Below are 15,242 nucleotides of genomic sequence, written 5' to 3'. Positions count from 1 at the left end.
AGCTTTATTCTTTATAGTCTACACGAGTCTACTACAGTCTATAATTACTGTCTATTTGTCCAGTTATGGCTCTTTAAGGTACAAAAAAACCAGACCTTTTATTGTCTGGTTCTGTATTTGGTAGCTGGTGGATTAGGCACGTTTAAAATTGCCGTGGACAACGTTATCCCCGTTCTCTAATGCCCCCATGTAATCAGCGTACCATTGAAGCATTTCTCTACGCCCATCAATATACTGAGCATGGTTATACGTCCCACGAATAGAGTTTTTATCAACGTGCGCTAACTGTGTCTCAATCCATGCAGTGTTATAGCCTTGTTCGTGTAGGATGGTGCTCATTGTGTGCCTGAATCCGTGACCTGTGGCTCTACCACTGTAGCCCATGCGCCTAATCATCGTATTCAGTGCCATATCTGATATGTGCTTTCTATAATCGGTGCGGCTAGGAAATATATATTGATAGCTGCCACTGATTGGATGTATCTGTTTCAGTAAATCAATAACCTGCTCTGATAGTGGCACAATATGCGGTCGGCGCATTTTCATTTTTTCAGCTGGTATTTCCCATACTCCAGTATCAAAGTTAATTTCTGACCATTCCGCCTTTCTCAATTCGCCTGGTCGAACTCCAGTTAATATAAGCACCCTTAATGCCACTCTTACAATCTGGCTTCCCATGTACTTATCTATAGAAGAAAGAAACTCTGGTAATTCACTAACTGAAAGATGGGCGTAGTGCTCACGCTTATGTGGTACAAAGGCACTGGCTAAATCTGGCGCAGGGTTATACTCTGCCCTACCAGTAATAATGGCGTACTTCCACACCTCACCGCAACGTTGACGCACTTTCTTTAGCTTCTCGGTTGCTCCGCGCTTTTCCATAATAGAAAGTACTTCGAGTAGTTCCATGGGTTTGATTTCAGCAATCGGGCGATTACCTATATAAGGAAAAACGTCTTTCTCAAATGCGTCCATCATGTCATCACGATAACCAACAGACCAGCGATCCTTTCTTCCCTCATACCATTCAAGGGCAATATTTTTAAAGGTGTTTACACTGTCAATCTTTGAGGCTTGCTTTTGTTCTTTGCGTTGTTGGTTTGGGTCAATTCCATCCGCCAGCAATCTCTTTGCATCATCACGCTTTCTTCTGGCATCAGCTAGTGTAACGGTTGGATAAATTCCAATAGCTAAAAGTTTCTCTTTACCATCGATTCGGTATTTTAACCGCCAATACTTTCCGCCATTAGTTTTAACCAATAGATACAGTCCACCACCATCAGATAGTTTGTAGTCTTTTTCTTTAGGCTTACTGGAATCAATTTGTTTAACTGTTAGCTTCATTTAGGGGTACTCAAATCATGGGGTATAAATGTACCCCCATATGTACCACCTAAAGGGGGTAGTTTTCAATAGACGTTAGTAGACGTTGGAATAATGGGATTTAGTTAAAATGCTTGATTTACTTGGGATTGGAAGACTTTAGAAGACGTTGCTAGAAGTGAAGATGGCGGAGGAGGAGAGATTCGAACTCTCGGATGGTTTCCCATCGGCGGTTTTCAAGACCGCTGCCTTCAGCCGCTCGGCCACCCCTCCGCAATGACGTGCACTATAAACATCCTCTCATTGGATGTAAACCCCTAATTTGATCATTCGCTTTAAAAATATACGTCTTTCATACTGTTAGATGAAAATATCGACATTCTAACGACTTTACTTGGGTTATATCCCAATTTTTGCTAAATTTACGTTCTAATTTTATTTGAGTTGAATAAGAGTATGTTGGTTTTTAATAATCAAGAAATAGAAACAGATGCGCAAGGTTACCTGCTTGATAGCCAACAATGGAGTGAAGAATTAATTCCTTTACTCGCGCAGCAAGAAGATATTGAAATTACTAATGAACACCTGGAAATTATCCGTTTCGTCAGGAATTTCTACTTGGAATTTAATACCTCACCGGCTATCCGTATGTTGGTTAAAGCCGTTTCTCAACAATTTGGGGAAGAAAAAGGCAATAGCCGCTATTTATACCGGCTATTTCCAAAAGGCCCAGCTAAACAAGCCACTAAACTTGCTGGCCTGCCAAAACCGGTGAAATGTATTTAATTTCTTGCTAATAGCGGACACTAAAGTCCGCTATTGGCTCGGCTTGCCAATTTTCGGTGAAAAAATGGTCTATCTTGGCACCTGGGGGGCCCCCCGCTTTCAGCCACTCATCAACAAACTCAATATCTTGCTCTGAGCCATAAACAGCTAACTTAACGCTGCCGTCATCCCGGTTACACACAAAACCTTTTATGCCATTCTGATTAGCCCAATGATAGGTTTGGTAACGAAACCCAACCCCTTGAACACGACCATAAATATAAAAATAACGACCTGATGCAGTCATGTGAACCTCCATTGTCAGAGCATAATGTATTGATACCTTCTTTTAACAGTTGTTTTTTATTCATTGAACAGATAATCTGCTAAATGAGGCACTGCTTTTGATAGTTACGTATAAAGACAGTGTATTGCGTTATTGATAATTGTCCATATCTTAGCTTGAAAACGCGTAGCACTGCCCATATATAGTTTGAAGTATAAGCAAGGCTTTTAGGAGGTCGCTATGATGATCACCAGTAAATATGGAATCGGGCAACAAGTTAGACACAAACTTCTCGGCTACTTAGGCGTCGTTGTAGATGTAGACGCTGAGTATTCGCTCGAACAACCACATGATGATGATATTGCCGCTAACAGCACACTACGCGATCTACCTTGGTATCATGTTGTTATGGAAGATGACAATGGGGATGCTGTTCATACTTATTTGGCTGAAGCTCAAATTACCTATGAAACCGTAGAAGATCATCCAGAACAACCATCAATGGATGAACTAGCGGAATCAATAAGGTCTCAGTTGCAAGCACCTCGCCTTCGCAACTAACCTTCAAATATCGATATTGTTATTTATGAACGCAACCGTAAAGCAGCTAACTAGCTGCTTTACTTTTTAGCGTTAGAAAATTATTTATTTTTCAAGGCCTAATGCAGGGATTTCTTGTTTTGGGCATTTATCCATAACAAACTGTAAACCTGCCTGCAAAGCGATTTTTTGCGCTTCTTCGCTAATCACGCCTTTTTGTAACCACAAAATTTTAGCTTTAACTTCTACCGCTTCCCTGGCTACTCCTACTGCGGCTTCTGCATTACGAAATACATCGACCATATCAATGGGCTCAGGTATGTCACTAAGCTTTTCATATACAAGCTGCCCTAATAAAGTTTGCCCTGCCAATTTTGGGCTCACTGGAATAACGGTATAACCTTGATGCAAAAGATATTCCATAACTTCATAACTCGGCCTATTTGCTTTATCACTCGCTCCGACTAAAGCGATAGTCCGGACACTCTTTAAAATTTCAGCAATTTCTTGATCTCTCATCAAAATATCTCCCAAAATCTATAAACTATTCATTAGCATTATGATATATGTTGTATATCTTTGCTCATTCAATTTTTAAAGATGTCTATCTCGCATCTTATTTAAGGGAATATCATGGAATCAACTACCCGTATAATTACAGCCTCAAAAAATATTGCTTTGGTTGCCCATGACCACTGTAAACCCTCATTATTATCTTGGACTAAGAAAAATAATGAACGGCTTCAAGCTCACAATTTATATGCAACCGGAACAACCGGTAATTTAATTAACCAGCACACTGGGTTGCCAGTCACTAGTATGCTAAGTGGCCCAATGGGGGGAGACCAACAAATAGGTTCAATGATTGCGGAACAAAAAATCGACCTATTGATTTTCTTCTGGGACCCTCTTAATGCAGTACCTCATGACCCAGATGTTAAAGCCTTGCTACGTTTAGCCACAGTTTGGAATATTCCTGTCGCAACCAACCCTGCAACCGCTGATTTTTTAATTACTTCTCCCTATTTTGATAATGCGATAGACATTGTTATTCCTGATTACCAAAGCTACTTAACTAAACGAACTAACTAATCTATCAATATTAAGCGCCACTGCATTCTGGCGCTTAATACAAAATAAAATTACCTTAAGGTTTCTTTTGCTTTGGAACGCCCAACTGCTTGAGTTCATCAACAAATTCTGACGGCTTTTCTGGGTGATAAAGCAACCAAACTTGCTGCTTAGCCCGTGTTAATGCGACATATAGCAAACGTCTTTCTTCTGCATGATCAAAATCTTCTGGCTTAGGCAGTAATGCTTGCTCAATAATTGATTCGCGGGCAGGAGCAGGAAACCCCTCCTTTCCACTATTCAAGCCACAAATTATCACATGATCTGCTTGCTGCCCTTTTGAGGCATGGATAGTCATAAACTGAATGTTTAATTTTGGCCAACGAGTCTTGGCTTTATCTAAAATATTAGGTTTTAAATAATGATAGCGAGCGAGCACTAATATCGTTTCATCATCAAGGACATAACCACTCATTTTATCCAACAAACGTTCCAGCGCATCTTCATACAGAAGAATAACGGATTTTTTATTTCCTTTAGTTAAGCTATTCAATGGCTTATCTAACTGCATAGGGTTTTGTAAAATAAACTGATTAGCAATCTCACCAATACGCTCATTAAAACGATAAGTCGTGTCTAAAGCGCAAAGTTCTCCAATACCAAAGTTATGTTCAAACGATGTAGTTAAGTCTAATTCTGCGCCACTAAACCGGTAGATAGCTTGCCAATCATCTCCAACAGCAAATAACGTCGTTTGCTTATTCTGCTTTCGTAGTGCTTGCAATAACTTAGCACGAAGAGGAGAAATATCTTGAAACTCATCAACTAAAATATGTTTCCATGGGCTAATAAAACGCCCTTTTTCTAGAATATTGATGGCCTGATGAATTAATCCTGAAAAATCAATTGCACCTTCATCTTTCAATGCACTTTTCCACGCTTTCAATAACGGCGCCATTAAACGAATACTTTTTTGGAAAAGATCTCTTATTTCTTCCGCCGCATTCTCAATCATGTCCTTCTGGCTACCACCATGCATACGCATTAAGCTTAGCCAGCGGTCTAACCGAGTAGCGACTTTAGTGCTAATTTTTTCGTCTTTCCAGAATTCACCGTCTGGAATTTCCCATTGTAACTCTTCAGAAAGCCATTCTCTCCACCCTTTTGCTTGCGCTTTCTTAGCTGAACATTGTTCCCGCCATTCATTTAATAATAATGTATGCCGTTTTTGAGTGTCTGTTTCTAACTCACTAATCACTGGCGATTTTTTGCTACCTTCACGAATAATATGTAAAGCAAGAGCATGAAAAGTTTTTGCTTCAATATCTTGTTGTAGGCGTGAGTGAATACGTTCGTTCATTTCATCCGCAGCTTTACGACCAAAAGCCAGCAAGAGAATTTGTTCTGGTTTTGCTAAACCTCGCAAGATAAGCCAGCCCGCTCTAGCGACTAGGACTGATGTTTTACCACTCCCAGCCCCCGCCAGCACTAATACATTGTCCTCACCATTGATCACTGATAAGGACTGTGAATAATTGAGTGGCGATGTTTCTACCTGCTGGAAAAAATCGTGATAGCGAACTAAAACAGACTCACACCAGTGATCATTAATTTGTTTTCTGCATTCTTGACTGTTACTTAGCCAATTCAAACATTCTTGATACTGTGATGCACAATTTTCAAACAATGAAATACGTGCTAAAGGCATAGGCAATGACGAGAATTTTTGTGATATTTTATCTTTTATTTCGGCTAGTTGGTGTAATGTCAACCAATGATCTTGCTGCGTCAATTGTTCAATCGCATTAACGAGCTCAGTCAATACATGAGCACTGACTTGACTCATTTCAGTGCTCCATTGCTGCCATTTTTCATTTAAATAATGGTAAAAGCGCTGAGTTTGTTTCCATTCCGTGCCATGTAAACGAACAACCTGTTCATTCACAATTTCAAATTCTAACTCCCCCCAAACAATCCCTCTCTTACAACGAAGATCAATGAGTTCATTAAATGGGATAAGATATTGGTGGTTTTCACCACTGACTTCAATACCTGCGTTGAGTAAGCGAACCCGATTGTAGGGATGCTGAGCCAGACGCTGTCCAATCTGTGTTGATTTCAGTTCCATACGTCCTGCACCTGAGAAAATCAATGATAAAAATACGGTTGGCTTGATTCCAAACGGTTTTTTATTCCTTGCAAACAAGCTATCCTATATAGATTAAGGCTTGTCTTACCTTTGAGGTACTTTGTGTTAACACTGCTTACCAGTTATCGTCGTGTGCTATATAACAGCCATATTTTATATTATATCCGAATATTTATAGCCCTGACAGGCGCAACCTTAGTGCCATGGTTGTTAGGTCAAGAACCTAAAATCACCATCCCACTCACATTGGGTGTCGTTGCTGCAGCACTAACTGACTTAGATGATAGGCTAACTGGTAGAATAAAAAATTTAATTATTACACTTTTTTGTTTTTTTATTGCATCCGTTTCTATTGAACTCCTTTTTCCCTATCCTTTATTTTTCTTTTTTGGCCTCGCTTTTTCTACGTGTGGCTTTATTCTTCTTGGTGCTTTAGGACAGCGATACGCTACCATCGCATTTGGCGCACTATTAATTGCCATTTATACCATGCTCGGTGTACCCATTTTTGATACTTGGTACCAACAACCCGCATTATTACTGACAGGGGCAATTTGGTATAATATTTTAACCTTGATTGGGCATATTTTATTTCCAGTAAGGCCATTACAAGATGCAATAACCCAATGTTATCAGCAACTTTCAGCTTATTTAGATGCAAAAGCTAACTTATTTGATCCTGATTTAGAAGATGACTACCAACGCTCTGTTTATGATTTAGCATTAGTAAACAGTCACTTGGTCAGCACCATGAACCAAGCAAAAATGGCATTATTGAGTCGATTAAAAGGAGATCGGGGACAAAAAGGTACACGAAATTCGCTACAATATTATTTTGTTGCTCAAGACATTCACGAACGGGCTAGCTCCTCTCACATACAATATCAACAACTTAGCCGCACTTTACGTCATTGTGATATTTTATTTCGTTTCCAACGCCTATTAACCATGCAAGCGAGAGCCTGCCAACAAGTTGCTCAATCTGTTTTATGGCGTAAACAATACCAACATAATCCTCGTTTTGAACGCACTTTCACTTACATTGAAAAATCGCTACAGCTACTAAAACAGCAATCACCTGAACTTCATGAAATTAAAGCCCTGTATAACTTACTTAAAAACTTAAAAGGAATTGATGTTCAACTTAAAGGCCTGAGCCTTGAGCAAAGTGCATGGCAGCAAAATAATAAACAAATAGAACAGTTATCTGATGAATCGTTATCAGGGATTAGTGATATTATTTCACGAGTTAAACACCATTTAACGCCAAAATCATCTTTATTTCGCCATGCAGTAAGAATGTCAATTCTCCTTTGTTCTGGCTATATAATTATCCAACTATTTGATATGGAACGAGGATATTGGATATTACTCACTAGCTTATTTGTATGCCAACCTAACTACAGTGCCACTAAACGCCGCTTAGCCCTTCGCATAATAGGAACTATTGTTGGTATTCTCATTGGTTTACCTTTGCTGAATTTAATCCCCTCGATGGAAGGCCAACTTACGCTAATCGTTATTTCTGGCTTACTGTTTTTTATGTTTCGCAGTAGCCAATATGCTCAAGCAACCTTATTCATCACACTTCTCGTTTTGTTTTGTTTTAACCTACTGGGTGAAGGGTTTGATGTTGCACTTCCACGGATCATTGACACATTAATTGGTTGTTTTATTGCATTACTTGCCGTTAGCTTTATTTGGCCAGATTGGAAATTCCGCCAACTCCCCCAAATCATTCAAAAAACCATGGATAGCAACTGCCGTTATTTAGATGCTATTTTACAGCAGTACTACCAAGGTAAAGACAACCGCCTTGAGTATCGAGTTGCACGTAGAGACGCACACAATAATGATGCAGAGTTCGCTTCCATTGTGTCCAATATGGCTTCTGATCCTAAGTCTTACCGAATCACCCAAGAACAAGCTTTTCGCCTTCTTTGCTTAAACCATACTTTACTCAGTTATATTTCAGCGCTAGGTGCGCATCGTGAAAAAATGCAAAATGAAGGCAATCTTTTATTACTCAACGACGCTATTTGCTATGTTGAATCATCCTTACAAATCACAACCATTGACCCGCTAGTTGTTGATGAAAAATCAGATAAACTTCGCCATAGTCTATTACACCGCATAGATGATATTTCAACCAGTGATGACGAAAAAACGTTGCTTATCATGGAGCAAACTAAGTTATTACTTGAGCTAATCCCTGAGATACAGCAAATCATTCGCACTATCAGTGCAACATAAATATACAGATGAGCGGGTATTAAAATTCTAAATACCCACTCATCCTCGTATAGCTATATGTAATATTGATTATATTAATGGCAAAAGTCGTTTTCAGTGAGTTTAGGCTGACGTCAACTCAAAGCTATTATACCAAGCAATTAGTTCTTGTTTGATATCCTTAGGCAAAACAGCACTATGACATCCTTCTATTGCAGCTGCTAAACCAATCAGTAGCTTGATGCTGGGGTTATTTCTACCATGTTTTTTTAGCTTCATAAAACAAGCCTTTGCACCCATCATGCGCAAATCATCAACATGAGATACGCCTATTTTCCCTAGAGCACGCTCAACTGACATATTCATATTAGGTAAATCTTTTATACGCATGGTCATTGATTGCTTTTGTTTTAATTCCTCGATAGCTGAACGGTACGCTAACTCAATATATTGGAGAAACAAAACTTCGTCATGCCAAACTTGTTCCGAAAGTTGATAGTACCGCATTTCCAATGGAATACCTTTTTTACTATAAACTAACCGATTAAACCCTAACGCTTCAAAGTGGCTCCTCGCAACTAAACAACCACGTAAATAAAAACAGTCATCAAGTACCAGCCCCACAATTGCATCATCGACTAATAAACAAAATCCACCAAAATGATTTTTACGTTTTAATGCGCCAAATTGACTTAACAAACCGGATAAATAAAAAATTTTTTCTTCTTCTAACAACATTACCAAACTCCTTTTTGGGTATGCTCAATTTTCATCCTTGAGAAAATTAATTTTATAATTTCTTTTTTTACAGATAATTACGCGTAACCAATTTTGAGAGTTTCCATAAAAAATGCCAAGCAGAATGCAGAGAAAAACAACAAAGTTGCGAAGCGCTTTGAAAAAATAGTCTTGATATTGGATGGATATACAGTTACTGTATGTTCATACAGCATTGTAACGAGGTAAATTATGAGCATCTATTCTTGGAACAACTCAACAGAACATTCTCTTAATAATTACGCACAATCAATCCCTGCTACAGGGCTTACCAATAGATCTATGCAACAAGGTATGGTGAGCGAACTTGTTTACGATGAAAAACACCCTATTATGGATTATATTTTATTACCAATGCTTCGTCAGTTTGGGGTTCAATCGCGCTGGTTACTTTGGCTAAGTCCAAATAAACGACTAAGTAAACACTGGTTAGAACAATCAGGTATACCTACTCATAAAGTTATGCAATTAAATCATATGGAAGATATCACTACGATTGATGCCATGGAAAAAGCACTAAGAAGTGGTAATTATAGTGTAGTTTTAGGGTGGCTACCGGAAATAAGCGAGCAAGATTTTATTCGCTTACAATATGCAGCTCAAGAAGGCCGTTCTATCGGTTTAATTATGCGCCCACAAGAAACATATAATATGGTTAGCACACATGCAGGACAGCCAAACCACTTAAAAATTCACTCAAATCATTATCACTAGCTAAGATTAAGAATTTTCTTACTAAATTTAACCTTTAGAAATATTTATCTCTAAAGTTAAATTAAAAGTATTGTAGATCAATCAGATAGATAAAAAATAATCATTACAAGAAATATACATATCTCTCTGATTTATACACTAAAAAAATACTTTTTTTAACGATTATTGCTCACTCTACTTGTATCTTTTTAAGTTCGTTGTAGACTTTAGCTTGTTCGGCTTATGGCATTATTTTTTTACTTTTATTATTTTTTTGTAGATAATGTCTGCGAAACCTAGCAAGTAAATTAAACCAATGGCATATAATAAGGCTCAGCGAAGCCAAGCCAATATTGGATGATAACGAGGCGTAAAAATGAAAAAAACAGCTATCGCAGTAGCAGTGGCAGTAGCAGCTTTTGCAACCGTTGCACAAGCAGCTCCAAAAGATAACACTTGGTATACCGGTGCTAAATTAGGTTGGTCTCACTATGAAGACACTAAATTCACTTCACCTGAAACTGATCTTCATGTAGGTAAAACTACTGACCGCGACACAATCGGTGCTGGTGCATTCGCAGGTTACCAATACAACCAATACATGGGCTTTGAGCTTGGCTATGATTGGTTCGGTAAAATGAAATACAAAGGCGCTGGTAACAGCGGTGACCTGAAATCTATGGGTGTTTCATTAACGACCAAATTAAGCTATCCAATCATGGATGACTTAGACGTTTACACTCGTTTAGGTGGTATGGTTTACCGTACTGAAGCAAAAGCAAACCAAACTCAAGGTCGTTTCAAAGAAACTGACACTGGCGTTGCACCTGTATACGCATTGGGTCTTGAGTACGCAATCACTCCAGAGTGGGCGACTCGTTTAGACTACCAATGGGTTAGCAACTTAGGTGACAAAGACAATATCGGTACTCGTCCAGACAACGGCATGCTGAGTGTTGGTGTTGCTTACCGTTTCGGTCAAGCTGATGCTCCAGTTGTTGCTCCAGCTCCAGTTGTTGCTCCAGCTCCAGTTGTTGAAAACAAACGTTTTACTCTGCGTTCAGACGTTCTGTTTAACTTCAACAAAGCAAGCTTGAAACCAGAAGGTCAAGAAGCTCTGAATGAGCTGTACAACGAACTTAGCAGCATCGACCCAACTCAAGGTCGCGTACTGGTAGTTGGTTTCACTGACCGTATCGGTTCACAAAACTACAACCTGCCACTGTCACAAAAACGTGCTCAGTCTGTAGTTGACTACTTAGTTGCTAAAGGCGTTCCAGCTAGCGCAATCGCTGCTGAAGGCCGTGGTAAAGAAGATCCAGTAACTGGTAACAAATGTGACGATGTTAAAGGCCGTGCTGCTCTGATCGAGTGTTTAGCGCCAGACCGTCGCGTTGAAATCGAAATCCAAGGTACAACTGAAGTTGTAACTCAACCAGGTGCTTAATTCTTAGCCCTAGTTTGAATTTCGAACTGAACATAAAAAACCCCAATTAATATTGGGGTTTTTTTACTATTAGATGCTATTAGAATAATAGGTATGATAGAAATATTCACTTTAAAAATAAATATCCCATAATAAAGGCATACCACTTGGATACACACAACAGTAATGATCCTTACCGATCTTTATGAATTATCCTTTTCCTTTGATGTCCCGAGGATCGCTTGTAAATCTTGCTTTAATGAGCTCATCTGGCTTTCGTATTTATCTTTATGTTCTGCATCTTCAATCAACTGAATAATAGTTTCAGACAATGTTTTATTACGTTTCACTGCAAGATTAGACAAACGCTGCCACACCGAAAAATTTAAATCTATTGATTTCTTACGTGTATGGGGATGTTCTGCATTAAAATGACGTTTACGCCTCGCTCGAATACTCTGTTTCATTCGATTATCAAGCTCAGGATTCATATGCAAAGTGATCCACTTTAGTACATCAATCGGTCTATTTTCCATTTTTAGCAGCAAGTCTATCGCTTCTTTTTCTGCGCTTCTTTCTATATAACGGGTAATAGCTTCACCACCTCTTGCTTTATTGACGAGGTATTCCCATTTCCAGCCACATTCAAGATTTTCAAGCTGCTGATATTTCATAATTTTTCCTGAAGAAAATTGAACCTATCTTTATATTAGCAAGATTATAAGCAAAATACTCAAGCAGATATTCGATTTAGTAGAATATTCACTTTTTCAGTAAAGAAGACAAACTACCCTTGTGAAAATAGTGTACAATCCGCCCCTATCTGTTAACAAATTAATAAAACTGCATGTCCACATTTGAATACATACTCGTCATCTATGGGATTGGCGGAGTATGCGCAATGCTATTTACCCTACTCGTAACAAAAGACCCTAACTGTTTTATGCGTTTATTGAGCGCCATACTTATTGGCTTAACTTGGCCAATGACACTACCTATTGTGTTTATGTTTTCGTTATTCTAGTCGATAATTCAACAATTATTGCTGCAAGATTGCCTATCAAAGGCTAATATAACAGGCTTGCCCATTGGGTAATGAATTAGCCTGAATTTTGTTTATAAAACAAACAATATTATTTAGCAAATTTATTAAATAAACCTTGTTCAAGCATATACGCCCAGCTTATTGGCAGGCATTCTATTTATAACCCTATTAATAGCAGATAATTATAGTGATCAGTCAAGAACTAACATGGCAAGGCCTAATTCCTAACTTATCGTCATTTCAGACGAAATTTGTATCTTCAGAAACGTTGACCCCTGCAATTTTTTCAGACATTCAGCCTAGGCTGTCTGATGGCATACAACATTTTGTTGATGAATTTGCCCAAACGCGCTTTATGTTTATCAAGTCTGATGAAAGTGAGGAATATCTTAGCCTTTATGCTAATGCAATTACCCCCTTGCTAGCAAATATCAACACCATTGATGGTGATTATCAATTATCTGAAGATAATCGACTTTTTCAGTGGAAAAATGGTGTTAAAAGCCGTTTTTCTTCTCGTGAAAAAATCGCTTACCGTAATTGGATAGAACCTGAACAATTATTCGGCTATGTCACCCCGTCCTTGAATTTAGTACCTGGCTTACTTCATCAAATCAATGGCGGCATATTAGTTATCGCAGCTAGTGCTTTAATTAACCAGCCTTTAATGTGGGCTCGCTTAAAAAATATGGTTAACCGTCAACAACTTGAATGGTTACCTTATTCTGAAAATCAACCTTTACCAATTGAAATTGAGCCACATCCCTTAGAACTTAAAGTTATTATTGTTGGTGACCGACTCGCTTTAGAAGAATTTGAATTTACAGCACCGGAGCTATTTAGCTGCGCTATTTATGGCGAATATGAGCCTATTATGTTCTTCGAGGATGAAGAGCAATTGGCCTTATGGATGCGTTACATAAAATCCATTATTGATTCGAATAAATTACCGAATATTTCGCCTGATGGTTGGGCTCCTTTTATCCAACAAGCTGTACGTTACTGTGAAGATAAATTTAATCTTCCTCTTGATATTCTTTGGCTAGTTCGCTCTCTTGTCGATGCTAGCCATTACCATGTTAATCATTTGCTAACTCAAGAGTCATTTAATCAAGCAAATGAGAATCGCCAATGGCGCCACAGTTTTCTTGCCGAACGAACCCAAGATGATATTTTACAAGAACAAATCTTTGTTAAAACCGAAGGTGAAGTTATCGGCCAAGTTAATGGTTTGTCTGTTTTGCAATACCCGGGGCACCCTGATGCCATTGGTGAACCTTCGCGAATCACCTGTGTTGCACATTTAGGTGATGGTGAATTTACCGATGTAGAACGTAAAGCCGAGCTAGGCGGTAATATTCATGCCAAAGGCATGATGATCATGCAAGCCTATTTAAATTACGAGCTTAAATTAGAACAACCTCAGCCTTTCTCCGCCTCTATCGTCTTTGAGCAATCCTATGGTGAAGTTGATGGTGATAGCGCTTCGCTCGCAGAGCTGTGTGCTTTAATTAGTGCATTAGCTCTACAACCTATTGATCAGCAAATTGCCATCACCGGTGCGGTTGACCAATTTGGTTATGTCCAACCTATTGGTGGGGTAAATGAGAAAATTGAAGGCTTCTTCGATATCTGTGAAAAACGAGGATTAACAGGCAACCAAGGTGTCATCATCCCAATGGCAAATGTGCGCCATTTATGCACCAAGTCGGCTGTCGTTGAAGCGGTTCAAGAAGGTCAATTCCATATTTGGCCTGTTGAACATGTTGCCCAAGCCATTACTTTACTCACTAAGCAGCCGTACTTTGAACAACAAGCTGAAGAGGAAAATGTACACCTGTTAGCTTTAATTCAAGAACGAATCAACCAAGCAAACTCACCAGATAAAGCTAGACTCCCTTGGTTCTTAAAATGGATGAGTTGAGTAAAGATTGCGTAAAAAATAGCAGATCGGAGTTGTTCAGCGTACAAGTGTACGCTATCCTGTAGCCCTACACATAATAAAGGCTATCTTAAGAACATGGTTGAGAAACGCGGATCCTACACAAAAGATGATTTAATTGCTTCTGGTAAAGGCGAGTTATTTGGAGAAAATGGTCCTCCATTGCCATCAGGAAACATGTTGATGATGGATCGTATCGTCAGTATGACTGAAGATGGCGGTACATTTAACAAAGGTTATGTGGAAGCTGAATTGGATATTAATCCGGACCTTTGGTTCTTTGGCTGCCACTTTACAAACGACCCTGTCATGCCAGGCTGTTTAGGCCTTGATGCAATGTGGCAGTTAGTTGGCTTCTACCTTGGCTGGCTCGGCGGTGAAGGTAAAGGGCGTGCGTTAGGCGTTGGCGAAGTTAAATTTACGGGCCAAGTTCTCCCTACGGCGAAAAAAGTCACTTACCGTATCAGCTTTAAACGCGTGATCAACCGTAAGCTGATTATGGGTTTAGCAGACGGTGAAGTATTAGTTGACGGTAAATTAATTTATACTGCAACAGACTTAAAAGTGGGTCTTTTTAAAGACACGAGCGCATTCTAAGCTTTGAAATGCAAACCTCCGCAATGGCGGAGGTTCTTAAATTGATTGATCTCTTTAACTTAAAAACCCAAAAATACGCAAGAAAACGAGTACAGGCTATTTAACCTAAAAGATCAACGAATATGGGGATTATACTACCGCTACGGTTCGATCCTCCATCGCCTTTCGCCAACCACCTAGCCAATGCGACCGAGCATCTACTGCTTGATATGGGCACAGCTCTTTAGAGCGCCCTGCTAAACCTGCTTGATAACCTCTCGATAAAGCTCTTTCTAAACGGTCTCGCTTCTGTCTTTTCATGCCTTACTTCCCTCATCATTTAAATGGAAAAGAAAACAGCACCTACTATTTTTTAATAGGTACTCTATAGAAATAGCGCCCGTTGATAAAAAAATC

Annotated in this window: 16 protein-coding genes and 1 tRNA gene; 9 read left to right on the top strand and 8 right to left on the bottom strand. The window is 39.1% G+C overall.

The features are described 5' to 3' along the window. Positions 1-132: 132 nt before the first annotated feature. Together PSF28_RS01515 and PSF28_RS01510 are read right to left on the bottom strand one after the other, a co-directional pair. On the bottom strand, positions 133-1,344 hold the full coding sequence (locus PSF28_RS01515; protein ID WP_008915269.1) for a tyrosine-type recombinase/integrase: 1,212 nt from the start codon (positions 1,342-1,344) through the stop codon (positions 133-135). 164 nt (positions 1,345-1,508) lie between these two features. After that, a tRNA-Ser gene (locus PSF28_RS01510) sits at positions 1,509-1,596 on the bottom strand. A gap of 183 nt (positions 1,597-1,779) precedes the next feature. Between PSF28_RS01510 and PSF28_RS01505 the strand changes: the two genes are divergently transcribed. After that, the gene (locus PSF28_RS01505) at positions 1,780-2,109 is read left to right on the top strand and encodes a TusE/DsrC/DsvC family sulfur relay protein (RefSeq protein ID WP_004256090.1); all 330 of its coding nucleotides are present in this window, start codon (positions 1,780-1,782) and stop codon (positions 2,107-2,109) included. Between the two features lie 7 nt (positions 2,110-2,116). Here PSF28_RS01505 and PSF28_RS01500 read toward each other — a convergent pair whose 3' ends face one another. Further along, positions 2,117-2,395 carry an acylphosphatase gene (locus PSF28_RS01500; protein WP_004909670.1) on the bottom strand — a complete coding sequence of 93 codons (279 nt, stop codon included), beginning with the start codon at positions 2,393-2,395 and terminating at the stop codon, positions 2,117-2,119. 219 nt (positions 2,396-2,614) lie between these two features. Here PSF28_RS01500 and hspQ point away from each other — a divergent pair, with 219 nt between their 5' ends. Then, positions 2,615-2,935, top strand: a complete 321-nt coding sequence (gene hspQ / locus PSF28_RS01495) for a heat shock protein HspQ (RefSeq protein ID WP_004256095.1) — start codon at positions 2,615-2,617, stop codon at positions 2,933-2,935. Between the two features lie 84 nt (positions 2,936-3,019). On the opposite strand, the gene PSF28_RS01490 is transcribed toward hspQ, so the two are convergent. Next, on the bottom strand, positions 3,020-3,433 hold the full coding sequence (locus PSF28_RS01490; protein ID WP_210835312.1) for a CoA-binding protein: 414 nt from the start codon (positions 3,431-3,433) through the stop codon (positions 3,020-3,022). A gap of 114 nt (positions 3,434-3,547) precedes the next feature. Here PSF28_RS01490 and PSF28_RS01485 point away from each other — a divergent pair, with 114 nt between their 5' ends. Next, on the top strand, positions 3,548-4,006 hold the full coding sequence (locus PSF28_RS01485; protein ID WP_210835313.1) for a methylglyoxal synthase: 459 nt from the start codon (positions 3,548-3,550) through the stop codon (positions 4,004-4,006). 55 nt (positions 4,007-4,061) lie between these two features. On the opposite strand, the gene helD is transcribed toward PSF28_RS01485, so the two are convergent. Next, complete coding sequence (helD, locus tag PSF28_RS01480; RefSeq protein WP_272684530.1) at positions 4,062-6,113, bottom strand: DNA helicase IV; 2,052 nt, start codon at positions 6,111-6,113, stop codon at positions 4,062-4,064. 123 nt (positions 6,114-6,236) lie between these two features. Between helD and yccS the strand changes: the two genes are divergently transcribed. Then, the gene (gene yccS, locus PSF28_RS01475; RefSeq protein WP_272665293.1) at positions 6,237-8,387 is read left to right on the top strand and encodes a YccS family putative transporter; all 2,151 of its coding nucleotides are present in this window, start codon (positions 6,237-6,239) and stop codon (positions 8,385-8,387) included. A 102-nt stretch (positions 8,388-8,489) separates the two neighbouring features. Here the strand turns inward: yccS and PSF28_RS01470 are convergent, their stop codons facing one another. Further along, on the bottom strand, positions 8,490-9,104 hold the full coding sequence (locus PSF28_RS01470) for a TfoX/Sxy family DNA transformation protein (RefSeq protein ID WP_210835317.1): 615 nt from the start codon (positions 9,102-9,104) through the stop codon (positions 8,490-8,492). 231 nt (positions 9,105-9,335) lie between these two features. On the opposite strand from PSF28_RS01470, the gene sulA reads away from it, so the two are divergent. Further along, entirely contained in the window at positions 9,336-9,857 is a 522-nt protein-coding gene (gene sulA, locus PSF28_RS01465) for an SOS-induced cell division inhibitor SulA (protein WP_210835319.1), read from the top strand. A gap of 355 nt (positions 9,858-10,212) precedes the next feature. Then, positions 10,213-11,283 (top strand): porin OmpA, encoded by a 1,071-nt coding sequence (gene ompA / locus PSF28_RS01460; RefSeq protein ID WP_210839496.1) that lies wholly within the window; start codon positions 10,213-10,215, stop codon positions 11,281-11,283. A 182-nt stretch (positions 11,284-11,465) separates the two neighbouring features. Here ompA and matP read toward each other — a convergent pair whose 3' ends face one another. Then, the gene (matP, locus tag PSF28_RS01455; protein ID WP_210839499.1) at positions 11,466-11,936 is read right to left on the bottom strand and encodes a macrodomain Ter protein MatP; all 471 of its coding nucleotides are present in this window, start codon (positions 11,934-11,936) and stop codon (positions 11,466-11,468) included. Positions 11,937-12,109: 173 nt separating this feature from the next. Here matP and PSF28_RS01450 point away from each other — a divergent pair, with 173 nt between their 5' ends. The 3 genes from PSF28_RS01450 to fabA all read left to right on the top strand — a co-directional run bounded on the left by PSF28_RS01450 (position 12,110) and on the right by fabA (position 14,846). Beyond that, positions 12,110-12,286 carry a GhoT/OrtT family toxin gene (locus PSF28_RS01450; protein ID WP_004909646.1) on the top strand — a complete coding sequence of 59 codons (177 nt, stop codon included), beginning with the start codon at positions 12,110-12,112 and terminating at the stop codon, positions 12,284-12,286. 208 nt (positions 12,287-12,494) lie between these two features. Next, the gene (locus tag PSF28_RS01445) at positions 12,495-14,231 is read left to right on the top strand and encodes an AAA family ATPase (RefSeq protein ID WP_210839501.1); all 1,737 of its coding nucleotides are present in this window, start codon (positions 12,495-12,497) and stop codon (positions 14,229-14,231) included. A gap of 96 nt (positions 14,232-14,327) precedes the next feature. Continuing rightward, positions 14,328-14,846: a bifunctional 3-hydroxydecanoyl-ACP dehydratase/trans-2-decenoyl-ACP isomerase gene (gene fabA / locus PSF28_RS01440; RefSeq protein WP_004909641.1), complete on the top strand. Its 519-nt coding sequence runs from the start codon at positions 14,328-14,330 to the stop codon at positions 14,844-14,846. A 129-nt stretch (positions 14,847-14,975) separates the two neighbouring features. Here fabA and rmf read toward each other — a convergent pair whose 3' ends face one another. Next, complete coding sequence (rmf, locus tag PSF28_RS01435; RefSeq protein WP_004909639.1) at positions 14,976-15,146, bottom strand: ribosome modulation factor; 171 nt, start codon at positions 15,144-15,146, stop codon at positions 14,976-14,978. Positions 15,147-15,242: the final 96 nt, after the last annotated feature.

The sequence above is a fragment of the Providencia sp. PROV130 genome (assembly GCF_028482225.1).
GTDB lineage: Bacteria > Pseudomonadota > Gammaproteobacteria > Enterobacterales > Enterobacteriaceae > Providencia > Providencia rettgeri.
Note: the sequence above shows the minus strand (reverse complement) of the source record. Positions and strands in the feature narration are given on the sequence as shown.

What these genes read in the sequence shown, in the direction of transcription:
- PSF28_RS01485 (WP_210835313.1), top strand. Translation starts at nt 3,548, where the DNA reads ATGGAATCAACTACCCGTATAATTACAGCCTCAAAAAATATTGCTTTG.
- hspQ (WP_004256095.1), top strand. Translation starts at nt 2,615, where the DNA reads ATGATGATCACCAGTAAATATGGAATCGGGCAACAAGTTAGACACAAA.
- helD (WP_272684530.1), bottom strand. Translation starts at nt 6,113, where the DNA reads ATGGAACTGAAATCAACACAGATTGGACAGCGTCTGGCTCAGCATCCC.
- sulA (WP_210835319.1), top strand. Translation starts at nt 9,336, where the DNA reads ATGAGCATCTATTCTTGGAACAACTCAACAGAACATTCTCTTAATAAT.
- PSF28_RS01505 (WP_004256090.1), top strand. Translation starts at nt 1,780, where the DNA reads ATGTTGGTTTTTAATAATCAAGAAATAGAAACAGATGCGCAAGGTTAC.
- PSF28_RS01470 (WP_210835317.1), bottom strand. Translation starts at nt 9,104, where the DNA reads ATGTTGTTAGAAGAAGAAAAAATTTTTTATTTATCCGGTTTGTTAAGT.
- ompA (WP_210839496.1), top strand. Translation starts at nt 10,213, where the DNA reads ATGAAAAAAACAGCTATCGCAGTAGCAGTGGCAGTAGCAGCTTTTGCA.
- PSF28_RS01490 (WP_210835312.1), bottom strand. Translation starts at nt 3,433, where the DNA reads ATGAGAGATCAAGAAATTGCTGAAATTTTAAAGAGTGTCCGGACTATC.
- fabA (WP_004909641.1), top strand. Translation starts at nt 14,328, where the DNA reads ATGGTTGAGAAACGCGGATCCTACACAAAAGATGATTTAATTGCTTCT.
- matP (WP_210839499.1), bottom strand. Translation starts at nt 11,936, where the DNA reads ATGAAATATCAGCAGCTTGAAAATCTTGAATGTGGCTGGAAATGGGAA.
- PSF28_RS01515 (WP_008915269.1), bottom strand. Translation starts at nt 1,344, where the DNA reads ATGAAGCTAACAGTTAAACAAATTGATTCCAGTAAGCCTAAAGAAAAA.
- rmf (WP_004909639.1), bottom strand. Translation starts at nt 15,146, where the DNA reads ATGAAAAGACAGAAGCGAGACCGTTTAGAAAGAGCTTTATCGAGAGGT.
- PSF28_RS01450 (WP_004909646.1), top strand. Translation starts at nt 12,110, where the DNA reads ATGTCCACATTTGAATACATACTCGTCATCTATGGGATTGGCGGAGTA.
- PSF28_RS01500 (WP_004909670.1), bottom strand. Translation starts at nt 2,395, where the DNA reads ATGACTGCATCAGGTCGTTATTTTTATATTTATGGTCGTGTTCAAGGG.